The 14,173-nt window shown below is 74.9% G+C and carries 16 protein-coding genes and 1 pseudogene; 10 read left to right on the forward strand and 7 right to left on the reverse strand.

Annotated features, from left to right (window positions below):
• Positions 1 to 17: 17 nt before the first annotated feature.
• Genes AB3388_RS16775 through AB3388_RS16795 form a run of 5 tightly spaced genes read left to right on the forward strand, consistent with a single transcriptional unit; the run spans position 18 to position 4,134 of the window.
• On the forward strand, positions 18 to 452 hold the full coding sequence (locus tag AB3388_RS16775; RefSeq protein ID WP_495406441.1) for a hypothetical protein: 435 nt from the start codon (positions 18 to 20) through the stop codon (positions 450 to 452).
• Positions 449 to 1,072, forward strand: a complete 624-nt coding sequence (gene folE, locus AB3388_RS16780; RefSeq protein ID WP_495406442.1) for a GTP cyclohydrolase I FolE — start codon at positions 449 to 451, stop codon at positions 1,070 to 1,072. Before AB3388_RS16775 ends, folE begins: the two co-directional genes overlap by 4 nt.
• On the forward strand, positions 1,069 to 2,277 hold the full coding sequence (locus tag AB3388_RS16785; protein ID WP_495406443.1) for an NAD(P)/FAD-dependent oxidoreductase: 1,209 nt from the start codon (positions 1,069 to 1,071) through the stop codon (positions 2,275 to 2,277). The genes folE and AB3388_RS16785 overlap by 4 nt, the downstream gene beginning before the upstream one ends.
• A gap of 28 nt (positions 2,278 to 2,305) precedes the next feature.
• Positions 2,306 to 3,520 carry an FUSC family protein gene (locus AB3388_RS16790; protein ID WP_495406444.1) on the forward strand — a complete coding sequence of 405 codons (1,215 nt, stop codon included), beginning with the start codon at positions 2,306 to 2,308 and terminating at the stop codon, positions 3,518 to 3,520.
• A gap of 38 nt (positions 3,521 to 3,558) precedes the next feature.
• Positions 3,559 to 4,134, forward strand: a complete 576-nt coding sequence (locus AB3388_RS16795) for a GNAT family N-acetyltransferase (protein WP_495406445.1) — start codon at positions 3,559 to 3,561, stop codon at positions 4,132 to 4,134.
• Positions 4,135 to 4,161: 27 nt separating this feature from the next.
• On the opposite strand, the gene AB3388_RS16800 is transcribed toward AB3388_RS16795, so the two are convergent.
• Positions 4,162 to 5,106, reverse strand: coding sequence for an SDR family NAD(P)-dependent oxidoreductase (locus AB3388_RS16800; RefSeq protein ID WP_495406446.1), 945 nt, complete (start codon positions 5,104 to 5,106; stop codon positions 4,162 to 4,164).
• Positions 5,107 to 5,308: 202 nt separating this feature from the next.
• Between AB3388_RS16800 and AB3388_RS16805 the strand changes: the two genes are divergently transcribed.
• The 3 genes from AB3388_RS16805 to AB3388_RS16815 all read left to right on the forward strand — a co-directional run bounded on the left by AB3388_RS16805 (position 5,309) and on the right by AB3388_RS16815 (position 7,719).
• On the forward strand, positions 5,309 to 5,878 hold the full coding sequence (locus tag AB3388_RS16805; protein WP_495406447.1) for a TetR/AcrR family transcriptional regulator: 570 nt from the start codon (positions 5,309 to 5,311) through the stop codon (positions 5,876 to 5,878).
• 69 nt (positions 5,879 to 5,947) lie between these two features.
• On the forward strand, positions 5,948 to 6,808 hold the full coding sequence (locus AB3388_RS16810; protein WP_495406448.1) for an MEDS domain-containing protein: 861 nt from the start codon (positions 5,948 to 5,950) through the stop codon (positions 6,806 to 6,808).
• Positions 6,805 to 7,719: an anti-sigma factor RsbA family regulatory protein gene (locus tag AB3388_RS16815; protein WP_495406449.1), complete on the forward strand. Its 915-nt coding sequence runs from the start codon at positions 6,805 to 6,807 to the stop codon at positions 7,717 to 7,719. The genes AB3388_RS16810 and AB3388_RS16815 overlap by 4 nt, the downstream gene beginning before the upstream one ends.
• Before the next feature lie 30 nt (positions 7,720 to 7,749).
• Here the strand turns inward: AB3388_RS16815 and hppD are convergent, their stop codons facing one another.
• Positions 7,750 to 8,955, reverse strand: a complete 1,206-nt coding sequence (hppD, locus tag AB3388_RS16820) for a 4-hydroxyphenylpyruvate dioxygenase (protein WP_495406450.1) — start codon at positions 8,953 to 8,955, stop codon at positions 7,750 to 7,752.
• A 140-nt stretch (positions 8,956 to 9,095) separates the two neighbouring features.
• On the opposite strand from hppD, the gene AB3388_RS16825 reads away from it, so the two are divergent.
• Positions 9,096 to 9,584 carry an Lrp/AsnC family transcriptional regulator gene (locus AB3388_RS16825; protein ID WP_495406451.1) on the forward strand — a complete coding sequence of 163 codons (489 nt, stop codon included), beginning with the start codon at positions 9,096 to 9,098 and terminating at the stop codon, positions 9,582 to 9,584.
• On the opposite strand, the gene AB3388_RS16830 is transcribed toward AB3388_RS16825, so the two are convergent.
• Positions 9,581 to 10,132 carry a DUF4334 domain-containing protein gene (locus tag AB3388_RS16830; RefSeq protein ID WP_495406452.1) on the reverse strand — a complete coding sequence of 184 codons (552 nt, stop codon included), beginning with the start codon at positions 10,130 to 10,132 and terminating at the stop codon, positions 9,581 to 9,583. The genes AB3388_RS16825 and AB3388_RS16830 overlap by 4 nt on opposite strands.
• Before the next feature lie 81 nt (positions 10,133 to 10,213).
• Here AB3388_RS16830 and AB3388_RS16835 point away from each other — a divergent pair, with 81 nt between their 5' ends.
• Positions 10,214 to 11,086: an alpha/beta fold hydrolase gene (locus AB3388_RS16835; protein WP_495406453.1), complete on the forward strand. Its 873-nt coding sequence runs from the start codon at positions 10,214 to 10,216 to the stop codon at positions 11,084 to 11,086.
• Positions 11,087 to 11,099: 13 nt separating this feature from the next.
• Here the strand turns inward: AB3388_RS16835 and AB3388_RS16840 are convergent, their stop codons facing one another.
• The 4 genes and pseudogenes from AB3388_RS16840 to AB3388_RS16855 all read right to left on the reverse strand — a co-directional run bounded on the left by AB3388_RS16840 (position 11,100) and on the right by AB3388_RS16855 (position 14,138).
• On the reverse strand, positions 11,100 to 11,870 hold the full coding sequence (locus AB3388_RS16840; protein ID WP_495406454.1) for an IclR family transcriptional regulator: 771 nt from the start codon (positions 11,868 to 11,870) through the stop codon (positions 11,100 to 11,102).
• Positions 11,843 to 12,745: pseudogene (locus tag AB3388_RS16845) on the reverse strand (PDR/VanB family oxidoreductase); the annotation flags it as partial. The pseudogene AB3388_RS16845 and the gene AB3388_RS16840, both read right to left, overlap by 28 nt.
• A gap of 62 nt (positions 12,746 to 12,807) precedes the next feature.
• A complete protein-coding gene (locus AB3388_RS16850; RefSeq protein WP_495406455.1) occupies positions 12,808 to 13,080 on the reverse strand; it encodes a hypothetical protein in 273 nt (90 codons plus the stop codon).
• Entirely contained in the window at positions 13,077 to 14,138 is a 1,062-nt protein-coding gene (locus AB3388_RS16855; protein WP_495406456.1) for a Rieske 2Fe-2S domain-containing protein, read from the reverse strand. The genes AB3388_RS16850 and AB3388_RS16855 overlap by 4 nt, the downstream gene beginning before the upstream one ends.
• Between the last annotated feature and the right edge of the window lie 35 nt (positions 14,139 to 14,173).

The raw sequence follows: 14,173 nt of genomic DNA on the forward strand, positions 1-14,173 counted from the left end.
TTAGACCGGAGATCGCCATGACACTGCTCGACAGGTCCACCACACCGCACTCCCCCGCCCGGTTCGAGGCGGCCGCCTCGCAGGTCTTCTTCCTGCTGCGCGCCGGCTTCACCGTGCTGCCGATCCTGTTCGGCGTGGACAAGTTCACCGACGTCCTCACCGACTGGTCGGCCTACCTGGCCCCGCAGATCGACGACCTGGTGCCGGGCTCCGCCCACCAGGCGATGCTCGCCGTGGGGGTCATCGAGATCCTCGCCGGCCTGGTGGTCGCGGTCGCGCCCCGGATCGGCGCTCCGGTCGTCGCGCTCTGGCTGGCCGGGATCATCGTCGACCTGCTGCTGCTCGGCGGTCACGCCGACATCGCGCTGCGCGACCTCGGGCTGCTGTTCGGCGCGGTCGCCCTCGCCCGCCTCGCCTGGGCCCGCCCCGGCTCCGCCGCCGCCCGCTCATGACCTCCCCGGCACCCCTGGACGACGCCATGGGCGCCCGGCTGCGGGTCGTCGACGAGCGCGACCTGCCCGACGCCGTCGCCGCCGAGGTAGCGGCAGAGGCCTTCCTCGCCGCGCTCGGGGTCGACACGAGCGCGCCGGGGCTCGCCGAGACCCCGCGCCGGATGGCCACGGCCTACGCCGAGATGCTCACGCCGCGGTCCTTCGACCTCACCACGTTCCCGAACGACGAGGGCTACGACGAGCTCGTCCTCGCCCGCGGCATCCCCGTGCAGTCGGTGTGCGAGCACCACATGCTGCCGTTCCGGGGGGTGGCGTACGTCGGCTACCTGCCGGGTGAGCGGATCGTCGGGCTGTCGAAGCTGGCCCGCGTCGTCGAGCTGTTCGCCCGCCGTCCGCAGGTGCAGGAGCGGCTGACCACGCAGGTCGCCGGCTGGCTCACCTCGCAGCTGCGGCCGCGCGGGGTCGGCGTGGTGATCGAGGCCGAGCACATGTGCATGACGCTGCGCGGCGTGCAGGCTCCCGGGACCACGACGATCACCTCCGCACTCCAGGGGTTGCTGCGGGAGGATCCGCGGTCACGAGCCGAGTTCCTGTCGCTGACCACCGGAGGGCCGAGATGAACGTCGTCGTCGTGGGGGCCGCGCTGGCCGGGGCACGGGCGGTGACCGCGCTGCGGGAGGAGGGCCACGACGGCCCGATCACCCTGGTCGGCGCCGAGTCGCACCCGCCCTACGAGCGCCCGCCGCTGTCCAAGGGCTACCTGATGGGCAAGGACCCGCTGGAGTCGGCCTTCGTGCACCCGGAGGCCTGGTACGGGGACAACGACGTGACCCTGCGGCTGGGCACCCGGGCGACCGGGGTCGACCGGGACGCCGCCCGGGTGCAGCTCGACGCCGGGGAGGACCTGCCGTACGACCGGCTGCTGCTGGCCACCGGCGCGGTCCCGCGGCCGCTGTCGGTGCCCGGCGCCGACGAGCTGCGGCCGCAGTACCTGCGCACGATCGAGGACAGCGACCGGCTGAAGGCCTCATTCACCAGCGGCACCCGCGTGGTCGTCGTCGGCGCCGGGTGGATCGGGCTGGAGGCCGCGGCCGCCGCGCGCGCCGCCGGGGCGGACGTCGTCGTCCTCGAGTACGCCGACCTGCCGCTGCTGCGCGTGCTCGGCCCGGAGATGGGGCAGGTGTTCGCCGACCTGCACACCGACAACGGCGTCGACCTGCGCCTCGGCGCCCGCATCGCCTCGGCCCGAGCCGGCGCGCTCGTGCTCGAGGACGGCGCGGCCGTCGAGGGCGACGTCTTCCTCGCCGGGGTCGGCGTGGCGCCCGACGTCGAACTCGCCCAGAAGGCCGGGCTGACCGTGGACGACGGCGTCGTCGTCGACGCCTCGCTGCGCACCGAGGACCCCGCCGTGTTCGCCGCCGGGGACGTCGCCAACGCCTTCCACCCCCGCTACGGCCGGCACATCCGCGTCGAGCACTGGGCCAACGCGCTCAACCAGCCGGCGATCGCGGCGAAGGCGATGCTGGGCAAGGAGGCCAGCTACGAGCGGCTGCCCTACTTCTTCAGCGACCAGTACGACCTGGGCATGGAGTACACCGGCTGGGTCGAACCCGGCGGGTACGACCGGGTCGTCGTCCGCGGCGACCTCGCCACCCGCGAGTTCGTCGCCTTCTGGACGGCGGAGGGCCGGGTGCTGGCCGGCATGAACGTCAACGTCTGGGACGTCACCGGCCCGATCGGCGACCTCATCCGCTCCGGCCGGGCGGTGGACCTCGACCGGCTGGCCGACCCCGACGTGCCGCTGGCGGACCTGGCCGCAGGCTGAGCCGTCCGGCGTCGGCAGACTGGGGCCCGTGGCCCTCCTCGACACGGTGGCGGACCGGCTCCGGACCGGCCTCCGCGACCTGGTGGAGTGGCAGCGGGTCCCGGGGCTGCGCACCGGCAAGACGGTGCTGGCCTGCGTGCTCGCCTTCGCCGTGGCCCAGGGACTGCACACGAGCCCGTCACCGGTCCTCGCTCCGCTGACCGCCCTGCTCGTCGTCCAGCTGACCCTGTACGAGACGCTGGCGCACGGCTGGGAACGGATCGTCAGCGTGGTGGCCGGGGTGCTGCTCGCGGTGGTGTTCGCCAGCGTCACGGGGCTCACCTGGTGGAGCCTCGGCCTCGTCGTCGGCGTCTCCCTGGTGGCCGGCCGGCTGCTGCGGCTGGGCCCGCACCTGCTCGAGGTCCCGATCAGCGCGATGCTGGTGCTCGCGGTGGGCGGGGCCGAGAGCGCGGCGCTCGACCGGGTCGTCGAGACGCTGATCGGCGCGGCGGTCGGCGTGCTGGTCAACCTGGCCATCGCCCCGCCGTTGTACATCCGGCCGGCCAGCGACGCGATCGCCGAGCTCGCCGAGCGGATGGCCCGCGCGTGCGCCGACCTCGCCGACGCGCTGCGCGGGAGCTGGTCGCGCGGGGTCGCCGAGGCGCGGCTCGACCGCGCCCGCGCGCTGGGCAGCGAGGTTGCCCGCGCCGACCGCCGGCTGGCCCGCACCGAGCAGAGCGCCCGGCTCAACCCTCGCGGCCGGCCGGCCCGCGAGGCCCAGCCGCGGCTGCGCGGCACGCTCACCGCGCTGGAGCACGCGCAGGTGGCGCTGCGCCAGCTCACCCGCGCCCTCCTCGACCGCACCTTCTTCGTCGCCGAGGAGGACGCCGCGCACGCCTGGTCGCCGCCGGTCCGGACGGCGCTCGCGGACGGGCTGGCCGCCGTTGCGGAACTCCTCCGCGACAGCGCCCGCCTCACCGCCGAGCCCGGCACCCGCGAGTCGGGCCGCGGCTCGGTGGACGGCCATCTCGCGACCCTCGACCGACGCCGGCACGAGCTGGCCGCGGCCCTCGTGGCCGACTCGCGGGTCGACCCGGCCGCCTGGAGCCAGCACGGGGCCCTCCTCGACGCGGTCGACCGCCTGCGGGTGGAGCTGGCCACCGCCGTCTCCCCACCCGAGCCGGCGTGGGCACCGCCTCGGCTCGCCGAGCAGCAGCGCCGCGCGGTCCGCCGGGTGCTCCGCCGGCACGTGCGCCGCGGCTAGCGGGTCAGAGGCTCTGCGGCATGCCAGAGTGCGGGGACATGGCGGAGGTGACGGTCCACCCGGCCACGGCCGACCGCTGGGACGACGTCGTCCGGGTGTTCGAGGGCCCGGGCGACCCCGGCCGGTGCTGGTGCCAGTGGTTCTACCGCGGCGGCGCGGCCGACCGGGAGCACGCCGCGGCCAACCGGGAGGCGCTCCGCGGGCAGGTGCGGGAGGGACCGCCACCCGGCGTGCTCGGCTACGTCGACGGCGAGCCGAACGGCTGGGCGGCGGTCGCGCCGCGGCCGACCTACACCCGGCTGACCAACGGGCGGCTGCTGCGCGGCTCCGAGGGCCTCGACGACCCGTCGGTGTGGGCGGTGACCTGCTTCGTCGTCCGCCGCTCGGCCCGCGGGTCGGGGCTGTCGTCGGCGCTGCTGGCCGGCGCCGTCGACCTCGCCCGCCGCGGCGGGGCGGACGAGGTCGAGGGCTATCCGGTCGACCTGGCGGAGCGACCGAGGGTGGGCGCCGCCGAGCTGTACCACGGGCCGCTGTCGGTCTTCCTGCGCGCCGGGTTCAGCGAGCTGGCCCGGCCGCAGCCGGCGCGGCCCGTGGTCCGGCTGCGGCTGGGCTGACTGCGGCTGGGCTGATCGGCCCGGTACTCAGCCCGCCACGAGCTGCTGGGAGACGGTCCACAGCCGGGCGGCCGCCTCGGGGTCCAGCGCGTGCGCGGCGACGCCGGTGCGGGTGCCCTCGCGGTGCGGCTGGGCCTCGGCGCAGTCCTCGAAGTAGCGGCCGCCGACCCCCTCGACCAGCGGCGAGGCGGCGAGCAGCACCGACGTCGCGGCGCCCTGCTCCGGCGTCTTCCATGCCGGAGCCGCGCTGCCCGTGGCGGCACGCAGCCGGACGAGCTCGTCCTCGGTCACGTGCCGCTGCAGGTTGGTGCGGATGCCGCCGGGGTGCAGGGCGTTGACGGCGATGCCGTGGTCGGCCCAGCGGCGCTGCGCCTCGACGGCGAACAGCACGTTGGCGGTCTTGGACTGCCCGTAGGCCAGCCACGGGTCGTACGGGCGGTTGCGGAAGTGCAGGTCGTCGAGGACCACGCCCGAGCACAGGTGCGCGCTGGAGCTGACCGAGACCACGCGGGCGCCGTCGGCCCCGGCCATGGCAGGGTGCAGGCCGGTGGCCAGCGCGAAGTGGCCGAGGTGGTTGGTGGCGAACTGCAGCTCCCAGCCCTGCCGGGTGCGGCGCAGCGGCGGCGCCATGACGCCGGCGTTGTTCACCAGCATGTGCAGCGGCCCGTCCCAGATGTCGAGGAACGTGCGGATGGAGCGCGGCTCGGCCAGGTCGAGCGGCAGCACCCGCAGCCACGGGTTGCCGGTGGAGTCGGTGATGTCGCGGGCCACCCGCTCGCCGGCGGCCCGGTCGCGGACGGCGAGGGTGACCTCGGCCCCCGCGCCGGCGAGCGCGCGGGCGGTCTCGACGCCGATGCCGGAGGCGCCGCCGGTCACGATGGCGCGCCGGCCGGTGAGGTCGACGTCCGCGAGGACCTCGGCGGCGGTGGTGCGGGCGTCGAACGGGGTGGAGAGACGGGGTACGACGGTCATGCGGATGTCCCCTCTACGGGTGGACGAGCGGACGCAGGCGCTGCGGGCGACCACGACGAGAATGGGTGGGAAAGCCCCGTAGGATCTGACCGGAGGCGCCTCCGGTACGTGCGGTAGGTTATCCGGAGCAGCCTCCGCTTGGCAACCCCGACGACTTGGCAACCCCGACGACTTGGCAGCCCCGACGACGAGGAGGTGCACCGTGCCGGCATCCGGCGGCCGCGCCCTGCGCGCGGACGCGCAGCGCAACCGCGACCGGCTGCTCGAGGTGGCCGCGCACACCTTCGCGGCCGGCGAGGACGTCACCCTCGAGGCGATCGCCCGCGAGGCCGGCGTGGGCATCGGCACCCTGTACCGCCACTTCCCCACCCGCGAGGCCCTGGTCGAGGCCGCTTACCGCAACGAGCTGGCCCGGCTCTGCGACGCCGCCGGCGAGCTGCTGGAGACCGAGCCCCCGGCCGCCGCGCTGCGCGCCTGGATGGACCGCTTCGTCGACTACATGACCACCAAGCGCGGGATGGCCGACGCCCTGAAGGCGGTCATCGCCTCGGGCGGCAACCCGTTCGCGCACAGCCGGGACCGGATGACCGAGGCGCTGGGCCTGCTGCTGCGCGCGGGCGCCGACGCGGGCACCCTCCGGCCGGACGCCGACCCCGCGGACGTGCTCGCCGGCCTGTCCGGGATCTCGCTCGCGGCCGGGGAGCGGGACCGCGCGGGGCGGCTGCTCGACCTGCTCGTGGACGGGCTGCGCTACGGGACGACGCAGTCCTGATCGCCCGCGCGGGGGCTGTCTTTCCGCCTCGACTGTCTTTCCGCGTCGGAGGCTCCTACCGTCAACACCGTGCGCGCCGAAGGACTCCTCACCGACCCCACGACGGCGGCGCGCGCCGACCACGTCTGCTGGATCTACGAGGACGCCGACGACTTCGCCGAGGTGGCCCGCCGCTACCTCGAGGAGGGCGTGACCCGCGGCGAACGGCTGCTGTGGATCGGCGAGGGCGACGGGACGGACCTGCGCACGACCGCCGGTCCGCTGGCCGACCTCGAGGATCTGCGCGCCCGGGGCGTTCTGCGGGTGCTCGACGTCCGCGCCGGCTATGCGAGCTCCGGCGCGTTCGCCCCCGACGAGCAGTTCGCGTTCTACGACGCCGCGACCCGCTCGTCCATCGAGGACGGCTACCGCGGCCTGCGCGTGGTCGCCGACGTGAGCGGCCTGGCCGCCGACCCCGAGCGCCGTCCCGACCTGGTCAGGTGGGAGCACATGGCTGACGAGTACATCGACTCCGGCGCGGGGATGGTCGCCCTCTGCGCATACCGCAACGACCTCGGCGCCGAGGCGCTCGCCGACGGCGCCGCGGTGCACCCCCTGGTGCGCGCCGCCGACGGCGAGCCGCCGTTCCGCGTCTGGTTCGACGGCGGCACCCTCGCGGTCGCGGGCGCGCTGGACAGCTTCGGCGCCGACCGCCTCCACCGGGTGCTCACCGGCACGCCCGTCGACCGGCCGGTGGTGACCCTCGACCTCAGCCGCGTCGAGTTCGTCGACGTGGCCGCGTGCCGCACACTGGCCGGCTGGGCCCGCCACCTCCGGGACCGGTCGGTCCGGCTGGAGCTCGTCGGCACCTCGCGGTTGTTCCAGTGGATGTGGCGGATCCTGCGCTTCGACGAGTGCGCCGACGTCTCGTTCCGGGAGCCGGTCGCGTGAGCGTTTCCACCGGGGAGCCCGCGACGGGCTTCGCGCACGACGGCTTCTTCTATCGGGACGACGCGCAGTTCGTGGCCGGCATCGGCGGATTCGTCAGCGAGGGGCTGGCCCGCGGCGAGGCGGTGGTGGTCGCCGAGCCGCGCCCGCGGCTGGAACTGCTCCGCGGCAGCCTCGGCGCGGGCGCGGCCGCGGTGACGTGGCTCGACATGGCCGTGATCGGCAACAACCCGGCGCGGATCATCGACGTCTGGGCCGACGCCCTCGCCCGCGCCGGAGCCGAGGGCCGGCCCCTGCGCGGGGTCGGCGAGCCGGCCTTCGTCGGCCGCCGCCCGGCCGAGCTGGTCGAGGCGGGGTTGCACGAGCGGCTGCTCAACCGCGCGTTCGCCGACGGCCCGGCGTGGCGGCTGGTGTGCCCCTACGACGAGGCGCGGCTGCCGGCCGAGGTGTGCGCGGGCGCGCGGGTCACCCATCCCTGCGCCGGGATCACCGACGAGGCGGACCAGGTCGCCTTCGGCGCGCCGCTGCCGCCGCCGTCGGGCGCCGTCCTGCGGGGCGACTACCGGGCCGGCGACCTCCCCGCCGTCCGGCGGACGGTGCGCTCGTGGGCGCGCTCGTGCGGGTTGTCCGCGGAGCAGGTGGAGGCCCTCGAGCTGGCGGCCTCCGAGCTGGCCGCCAACGGCATCCGCCACGGCGGGGGCGGGGGCGGCGTGGCCATGTGGGTGGACGACGACGCCGCCGTCCTGGAGTTCACCGACGCCGGCCACGTGACCGAGCCGCTGACCGGCCGGTTGCGGCCGGACACCGCCGACTACGGCGGCCGCGGCATCTACCTGGTCAACCAGCTCTGCGACCTCGTGCAGCTGCGCTCCTCGCCGGCCGGCACGACCGTGCGGGTGCTCACCTGGCGGTAGCCGGAAGGGCCAAAATGGCCATTGTGGCCGTCAGAAGTTGCCGCGGCGCGCCTGCTCGCGCTCGATCGCCTCGAACAGCGCCTTGAAGTTGCCCTTGCCGAACCCGAGCGAGCCGTGCCGCTCGATCAGCTCGAAGAAGACGGTCGGCCGGTCACCGGTGGGCTTGGTGAAGATCTGCAGCAGGTAGCCGCCCTCGTCGCGGTCGACCAGGATGCCGCGCTTCTGCAGCTCCTCGATCGGCGCGCGGACGCTGCCGATGCGGGCCCGCAGCTCCGGGTCCTCGTAGTAGGAGTCCGGGGTGGCGAGGAACTCGATCCCCTCGGCCCGCATGGCGTCGACGGTGCCGAGGATGTCGTTGGTCGCCAGCGCGACGTGCTGCGCGCCGGGGCCGCCGTAGAACTCCAGGTACTCGTCGATCTGCGACTTCTTCTTGCCCGGCGCCGGCTCGTTGAGCGGGAACTTCACCCGGTGGTTGCCGTTGGCGACCACCTTGCTCATCAGCGCCGAGTAGTCGGTGGCGATGTCGTCGCCGATGAACTCGGCCATGTTCGTGAAGCCCATGACGCGGTTGTAGAAGTCGACCCAGGCGTCCATGGCGCCGAGCTCCACGTTGCCGACGACGTGGTCGACGGCCTGGAACAGCCGCCGCGGGGCGCCGTCCCGCTTCACGAACGTGGAGCGCTTCTCGACATAGCCGGGCAGATAGGGACCGGCATAGCGGGAGCGGTCGACCAGGGAGTGGACGGTGTCGCCGTAGGCGGCGATCGAGGCCCGCCGGACGGTGCCGTGCTCGTCGGTGACGTCGTGCGGCTCCTCGACGATCGTGGCGCCCTGCCGCCGGGCGTGCGCGATGCAGCGGTCGACGTCGGGCACGGTGAGCGCGATGTCGACGATGCCGTCTCCGTGCGCGCGGTGGTGGTCGGCCAGCGGGCTGGCCGGGTCGTAGGCGCCCTGGACGACGAAGCGCGCGGCCCCCGAGCTGAGGACGTAGGCGTGGCAGTCGCGGTTGCCGGTCTCCGGCCCGGAGTACGCCACGAGCTCCATGCCGAACGCGGACTGGAAGAAGTGCGCGGTCTGGACGGCGTTGCCGACGACCCACACGAGCGCGTCCCAGCCGGACACCGGGAACGGGTCGGTCGACTCGTCGTGCTCGACCAGGCCGACCAGCTGCTCGAGCTGGCGCAGGTCGAGACCGGCCAGCCGCTCCTCGTCGTTCAGCATCTGGTCCAGGCTCATCGCCCCTCCTCCGGCGCACGGGTGGTCCGTGGCCCAGGGCACACCTGCGGTGGGGCCTGCGCAAGCGGTAGGTCGCGGACTGCTGATCCTGACCGGCCGGGCTAGCGTTATCGGAGTTCTCCTGTGCAGACTGCTCAGCTGTGGACACCCTCGACGTCGCACTCCTGACGGCGCTGCGCGAGCACCCGCGGGCGGGTGATCTGGAGCTCGCCCGCCGCACCGGGGTCGCCCGCGGCACGGTCACCGCCCGGCTGGAACGGCTGGAGCGGGCCGGGGTCGTCACGGGCCACGGCCCGGACGTCGACGTCGCCGCCGCCGGGTTCGGCGTCCAGGCGTTCGTCACCCTGGAGATCGCGCAGGGCGCGCTGGACGCCGTCCGGGCCGACCTCGAGGCGATCCCCGGGGTGCTCGAGGCGCACGCGACCACGGGCAGCGGCGACGTGCTGTGCCGGGTGGCCGCCCGCTCACACGAGGAGCTGCAGCAGGTGCTGGTCGAGCTCGGCCGCTCCCCCAACGTCGTCCGCTCGACCAGCGTCATCGCGCTGTCGGTGCTGGTGCCGTGGCGGACGCTGCCGCTGCTGGCCGCCGAGGCGGCCCCGGGCTCCGGCCGCTCGCCGCGGCACCGTTAGGGCTCGTCGCGCTCCAGGACGAAGAAGAACGGCCGGTCGACGTCGCGCATGTCCATCAGCCCGAGCAGCGTGCCCGCGGCCACCCGCCGGAAGACGTCGATGACCGGCAGCCGGTCGTAGACCACAGCGGCGGAGACGACCCCGCGGTGCTCGAGCATGCGCAGCCGCGCGGCGGGCGCGGCGGTGCGGCGCAGCGGCTTCACCCCGGCGAAGCCGAGCCGCGCGACCGGGGTGCGGGCCACCCACGGGAACCGGCGCAGCAGCCCCAGCGGGAGGTACGCGGGGTCGATCGGGCGGGGCTCGCCGGCGCCGTCCCGGAACAGCAGCGGGTGCACCGTCTCGGCGTCGACGACGTGCTTGCCGTACCAGCCGTGCGCCTCCAGCAGCCCGTCGAACGGATGACCCGTCGGCAGGCCGGTCCCCCGCCACCGGCCGGTCATGGCGGCGGCGTCCAGCGGAGGGCGCCGGTCGAAGAAGGCGAGCGCGTCCGCCGACTCGGCGCCCCCGCGGTGATCGCGCAGCCAGCGCTCGGCCGCCGCGTCGTCCATGCGCGGCAGGCTAGCCGGGCGCAGCACCCCGACGGCGCCGGGAGAAGATCGACCGGAACCCCGCATCCAGGAGGACCGACCATGACCGAGCAGCCCGGCACCGACGCGCCCGCGTGGTTCGCGCGCGCCCTCGCGGCGGCGCCCGAGCGCCGAGACGTCGAGGTCGACGGCACCCGCGTGCACTACCGCGTCTGGGGCCGGCCGGGCGCGCCCGGGCTGGTGCTCATCCACGGCGGCGCGGCGCACTCGGGCTGGTGGGACCACATCGGGCCGCTGCTCTCGTCACACCGCGTCGTGGCGGTCGACCTGTCGGGGCACGGCGACAGCGGGCGCCGCGAGATCTACGACATGCGGCAGTGGGCCCGCGAGGTCGTCACGGTCTGCGAGGCCGAGGCGCTGTACCGGCCCGTGGTGGTCGGGCACAGCATGGGCGGCTGGGTCGCGGTGACGGTCGGCGTCGAGCACGGGGAGGCCGTCGCCGCGGTGGCCTACATCGACTCGCCGCTCAACGACCAGCCGCCGGAGGAGGCTCGGCTGGCCGAGCAGCGGCGGCCGCGCCGGGTGTACCCCGACCTCGAGGAGGCGGTCGGCCGGTTCCGCACCCTGCCGCCGCAGGACGTCGTCCTCCCCTACGTCGGCCGGCACGTGGCGCGGGAGTCGCTGCACCAGGTCGAGGGCGGCTGGACGTGGAAGTTCGACCCGAGCTTCTTCGGCCGCCGGCTGCTGCTGCGCGACCTGCTGCCGAAGATCACCTGCCCGGTGGCGCTGTTCCGCTGCGAGCACGGGCTGGTCAGCCCGGAGATGGCCGCCGAGATGGGCCGGCTGGTGCCCGAGCACCTGCCGGTCGTGGACCTGCCCGACGCCGGCCACCACCCGATGCTCGACCAGCCGCTGGCCCTGGTCACCGGCCTGCGCACGCTGCTCGCGCTCTGGCCCGCGGCCCGGGGACTTTAGCCCGAAAAAGCCCTCAGCCGCCGCGGGAGAGCACGCGGGAGATGCCGCGGGCGGCGGCCCGCACGCCCGGGGTGAACGGGCGGACGGCGGCCGGCGAGCTGCCGTGGACGACGATGGACAGCGCCGCGACCACCGTGCCCCGCTGCTCGATCGGCGCCGCCACCGAGACGGCGTCGGTGGTGACCTGCCGGTCGCTGACCGCCACGCCGGTGCGGCGGACCTCGGCCAGCACGCGGCGCAGCTGCCGCGGGTCGGTGATCGTGTACGGGGTGTGCCGCTGCAGCGGGCCGGCGAGCACCCGCTCCTGCACCTCCAGCGGCGCGTGCGCCAGCAGCACCAGCCCCACGCCGGTCGGCGGCAGCGCGAACCGGCCGCCCACGCGGGTGTAGACGGTCACGGCGTCCCGGCCGGCGAACCGCTCGACGTAGACGACCTCCGTGTCGTCCCGGACGGCGAGCTGCACGTTCTCGTGGGTGACCTCGTAGAGGTCCTCCATGAACGGCAGCGCCGCCTCCCGCAGGCCCAGCCCCCGGGGCGCGAGCGCGCCGAGCTCCCAGACGCGCAGCCCGACGCGGTAGCGGCCGTCGTCGTCGCGCTCCAGCGCACCCCACGCGCACAGCTCCCCCACCAGCCGGTGCGCGGTCGACAGCGGCACCTCGGCGGCCCGGGCGAGGTCGGAGAGCGACAGCGCCGGCCGCTCGCGGGTGAACGACCCCAGGACGGCGAGCAGCTTGCCGCCCGCCGTCCGCGAGGGGCTCAGAGCTCGAGCACCAGCTTCGGGCACGCCGCCCGGGAGACGCAGATGAACATCGTGTCGTTCGCCGCCTGCTCGTCCGGCGTCAGCAGCGAGTCCCGGTGGTCGACCTCGCCCGCCAGCACCGCCGTCTCGCACGTCCCGCACGTCCCCTCCTGGCACGAGGACAGCACCTCGATTCCGGCCTCGCCCACCACCTGCAGCACCGACTTCTCCGGCGGCACGGTCAGCGTTCGACCGGAGAGCGCGAGCTCCACCTCGAACGCCCCGGTCAGCACCGGCTCGCCGACGTCCTTGGGCGCGAACCGCTCGACGTGCAGCGAGCCCGCCGGCCACGCGGCGCAGCGCTGCTCGACCGCTCCCAGCAGCGGCTCGGGCCCGCAGCAGTAGACCAGCGTGCCCGGTCGCGGCTGCCCGAGGATCCGGTCGAGGTCGATCAGCCCCACCTCGTCCTGCGGGTGCAGGGTGACCCGGTTGCCGGTCACCTCCTCCAGCGACTCGAGGAACGCCATCGACCGGCGGCTGCGCCCGCCGTAGTGCAGCTCCCACTCGGCGCCCGCCTTCTCGGCCGCCGTGATCATCGGCAGGATCGGCGTGATGCCGATGCCGCCGGCCACGAAGACGTAGGTCGAGGCGGGCACCAGCGCGAAGTGGTTCCGCGGCCCGCGCACCGCCACCTCGTCGCCCTCGGCCAGCGACTCGTGCACGAGGGCCGACCCGCCGCGGCTCTGCGGCTCGCGCAGCACGCCGATCCGCCACACCGAGCGGTCGGCGGGGTCGCCGCACAGCGAGTACTGGCGGACCAGCCCGCCGGGCAGGTCCAGGTCGACGTGCGCGCCGGGCGACCACTCGGGCAGGTCGGTCCCGGCCGGGTCGCGCAGGTCCAGGACGACGACGCCCTCCGCGCCGGTCGTGCGGCGCTCGACGCGCAGGGTCAGGTCGACCTCGTCGGCGGTCGGCATCCCGGCTAGACGAGCACCGGCGCGCGGTCGCGGATGCGCGCGGGATCGGTGACGACGTGGGCGGGCGGCGGCGGCAGCTCGGCCGGCGGGGTCGGCTCGTCGCCGCCGGACGGGTGGTCGGGGTGGGCGAGCAGCCACTCCCACATGACCACCGGGTCCTCCGCCTCGGTCTCCATCCCGCAGTGGCAGCGGCCGCGCAGCCGGTCGGAGCCGGGCAGCCAGTTGACCCGCAGCACCTTGTCGCCGGCGAGCACCTCGTTGGGCGGCGGCACGCTCACCGGACCGCCTCGACCCGCGCCGGCTGCGCCTGCTCGGCGAGCTTGGCGATCATGCGGCGGGCGGCGAGGCCGCCGGTGTCGATGTTGATCGACAGCTCCTGGTAGCCGTCCGGCTCGCCCGCGATCACCTGCTCGAGCACGTCGAGCGCGGTGACGTCCTGCAGGACGACGGTGCGGTTGTTCTCCCGCAGGAAGTCCGACACCGACTCGTCGTCGAGGGCGAAGTCGCGGGCGACGGCCCAGAAGTCGTGCGTCGAGTGCTCGGTCTCCGGCGTGATCGCGTAGACGACCTCGACGTGGAAGGCGTCGGGGTCGGTGCCGTCGTCGTGGGGCAGGACGCCGACCGGGGCGATCCGGCTGTGCAGCTTGTACAGGCAGGGCGGGGTGAACTCGATGTCCTGCCAGCGGGTGATCCGCCCGGTGATGCCGGTGCTCTTCGCGTAGAAGGGCGGGCACGCGGCGTCGGCCATGTGCCGGGAGACGTAGATGATGCCGGCGTCCTCGTCGACCTCGGTGGTGATCGGGGTCTCGGCGACCTCCGGCGTCCCGATGTAGCCGCCGTGCAGGTAGGTCTCGTGCGAGAGGTCGAGCAGGTTGTCGACCAGCAGGCTGGCCCGCGCGGCGAGCGGCTCCATGCCCGAGACCGTCGTCCACCCCTCCTGGTCCAGCCACGGCGCGCGCGGGATGCGGGTGCTCTCCGCCTTGTCGGCGTCCCCGATGAACACCCACACGAAGCTGTCCTGCTCCACCACCGGGTAGGCCTTCAGCCGCGCGGTGCGCGGGACGCGGGTCTGGCCGGGCACGGCGACGCAGACGCCGTCCACGCCGTAGGTGAAGCCGTGGTAGCCGCAGACGACGGTGTCGCCGACCAGGTGGCTGGGCGACTGCGAGAGCGGGAAGCGCCGGTGCACGCAGCGGTCGCTCATCGCCGTGACCTCGCCGGCCTCGGTCCGCCAGAACAGGATCGACTCGCCGCAGATGGTGCGGCTGAACAGCTCCCGGCCGACCTCGCGGCCGTAGGCGGCCACGTACCACTGGTTCCGGACGATCGAGGTCATCGGTGCTCCTCCTCAGGACGGCGTCGGCACCGAGC

Source organism: Geodermatophilus sp. SMS 5-13 (assembly GCF_059428245.1).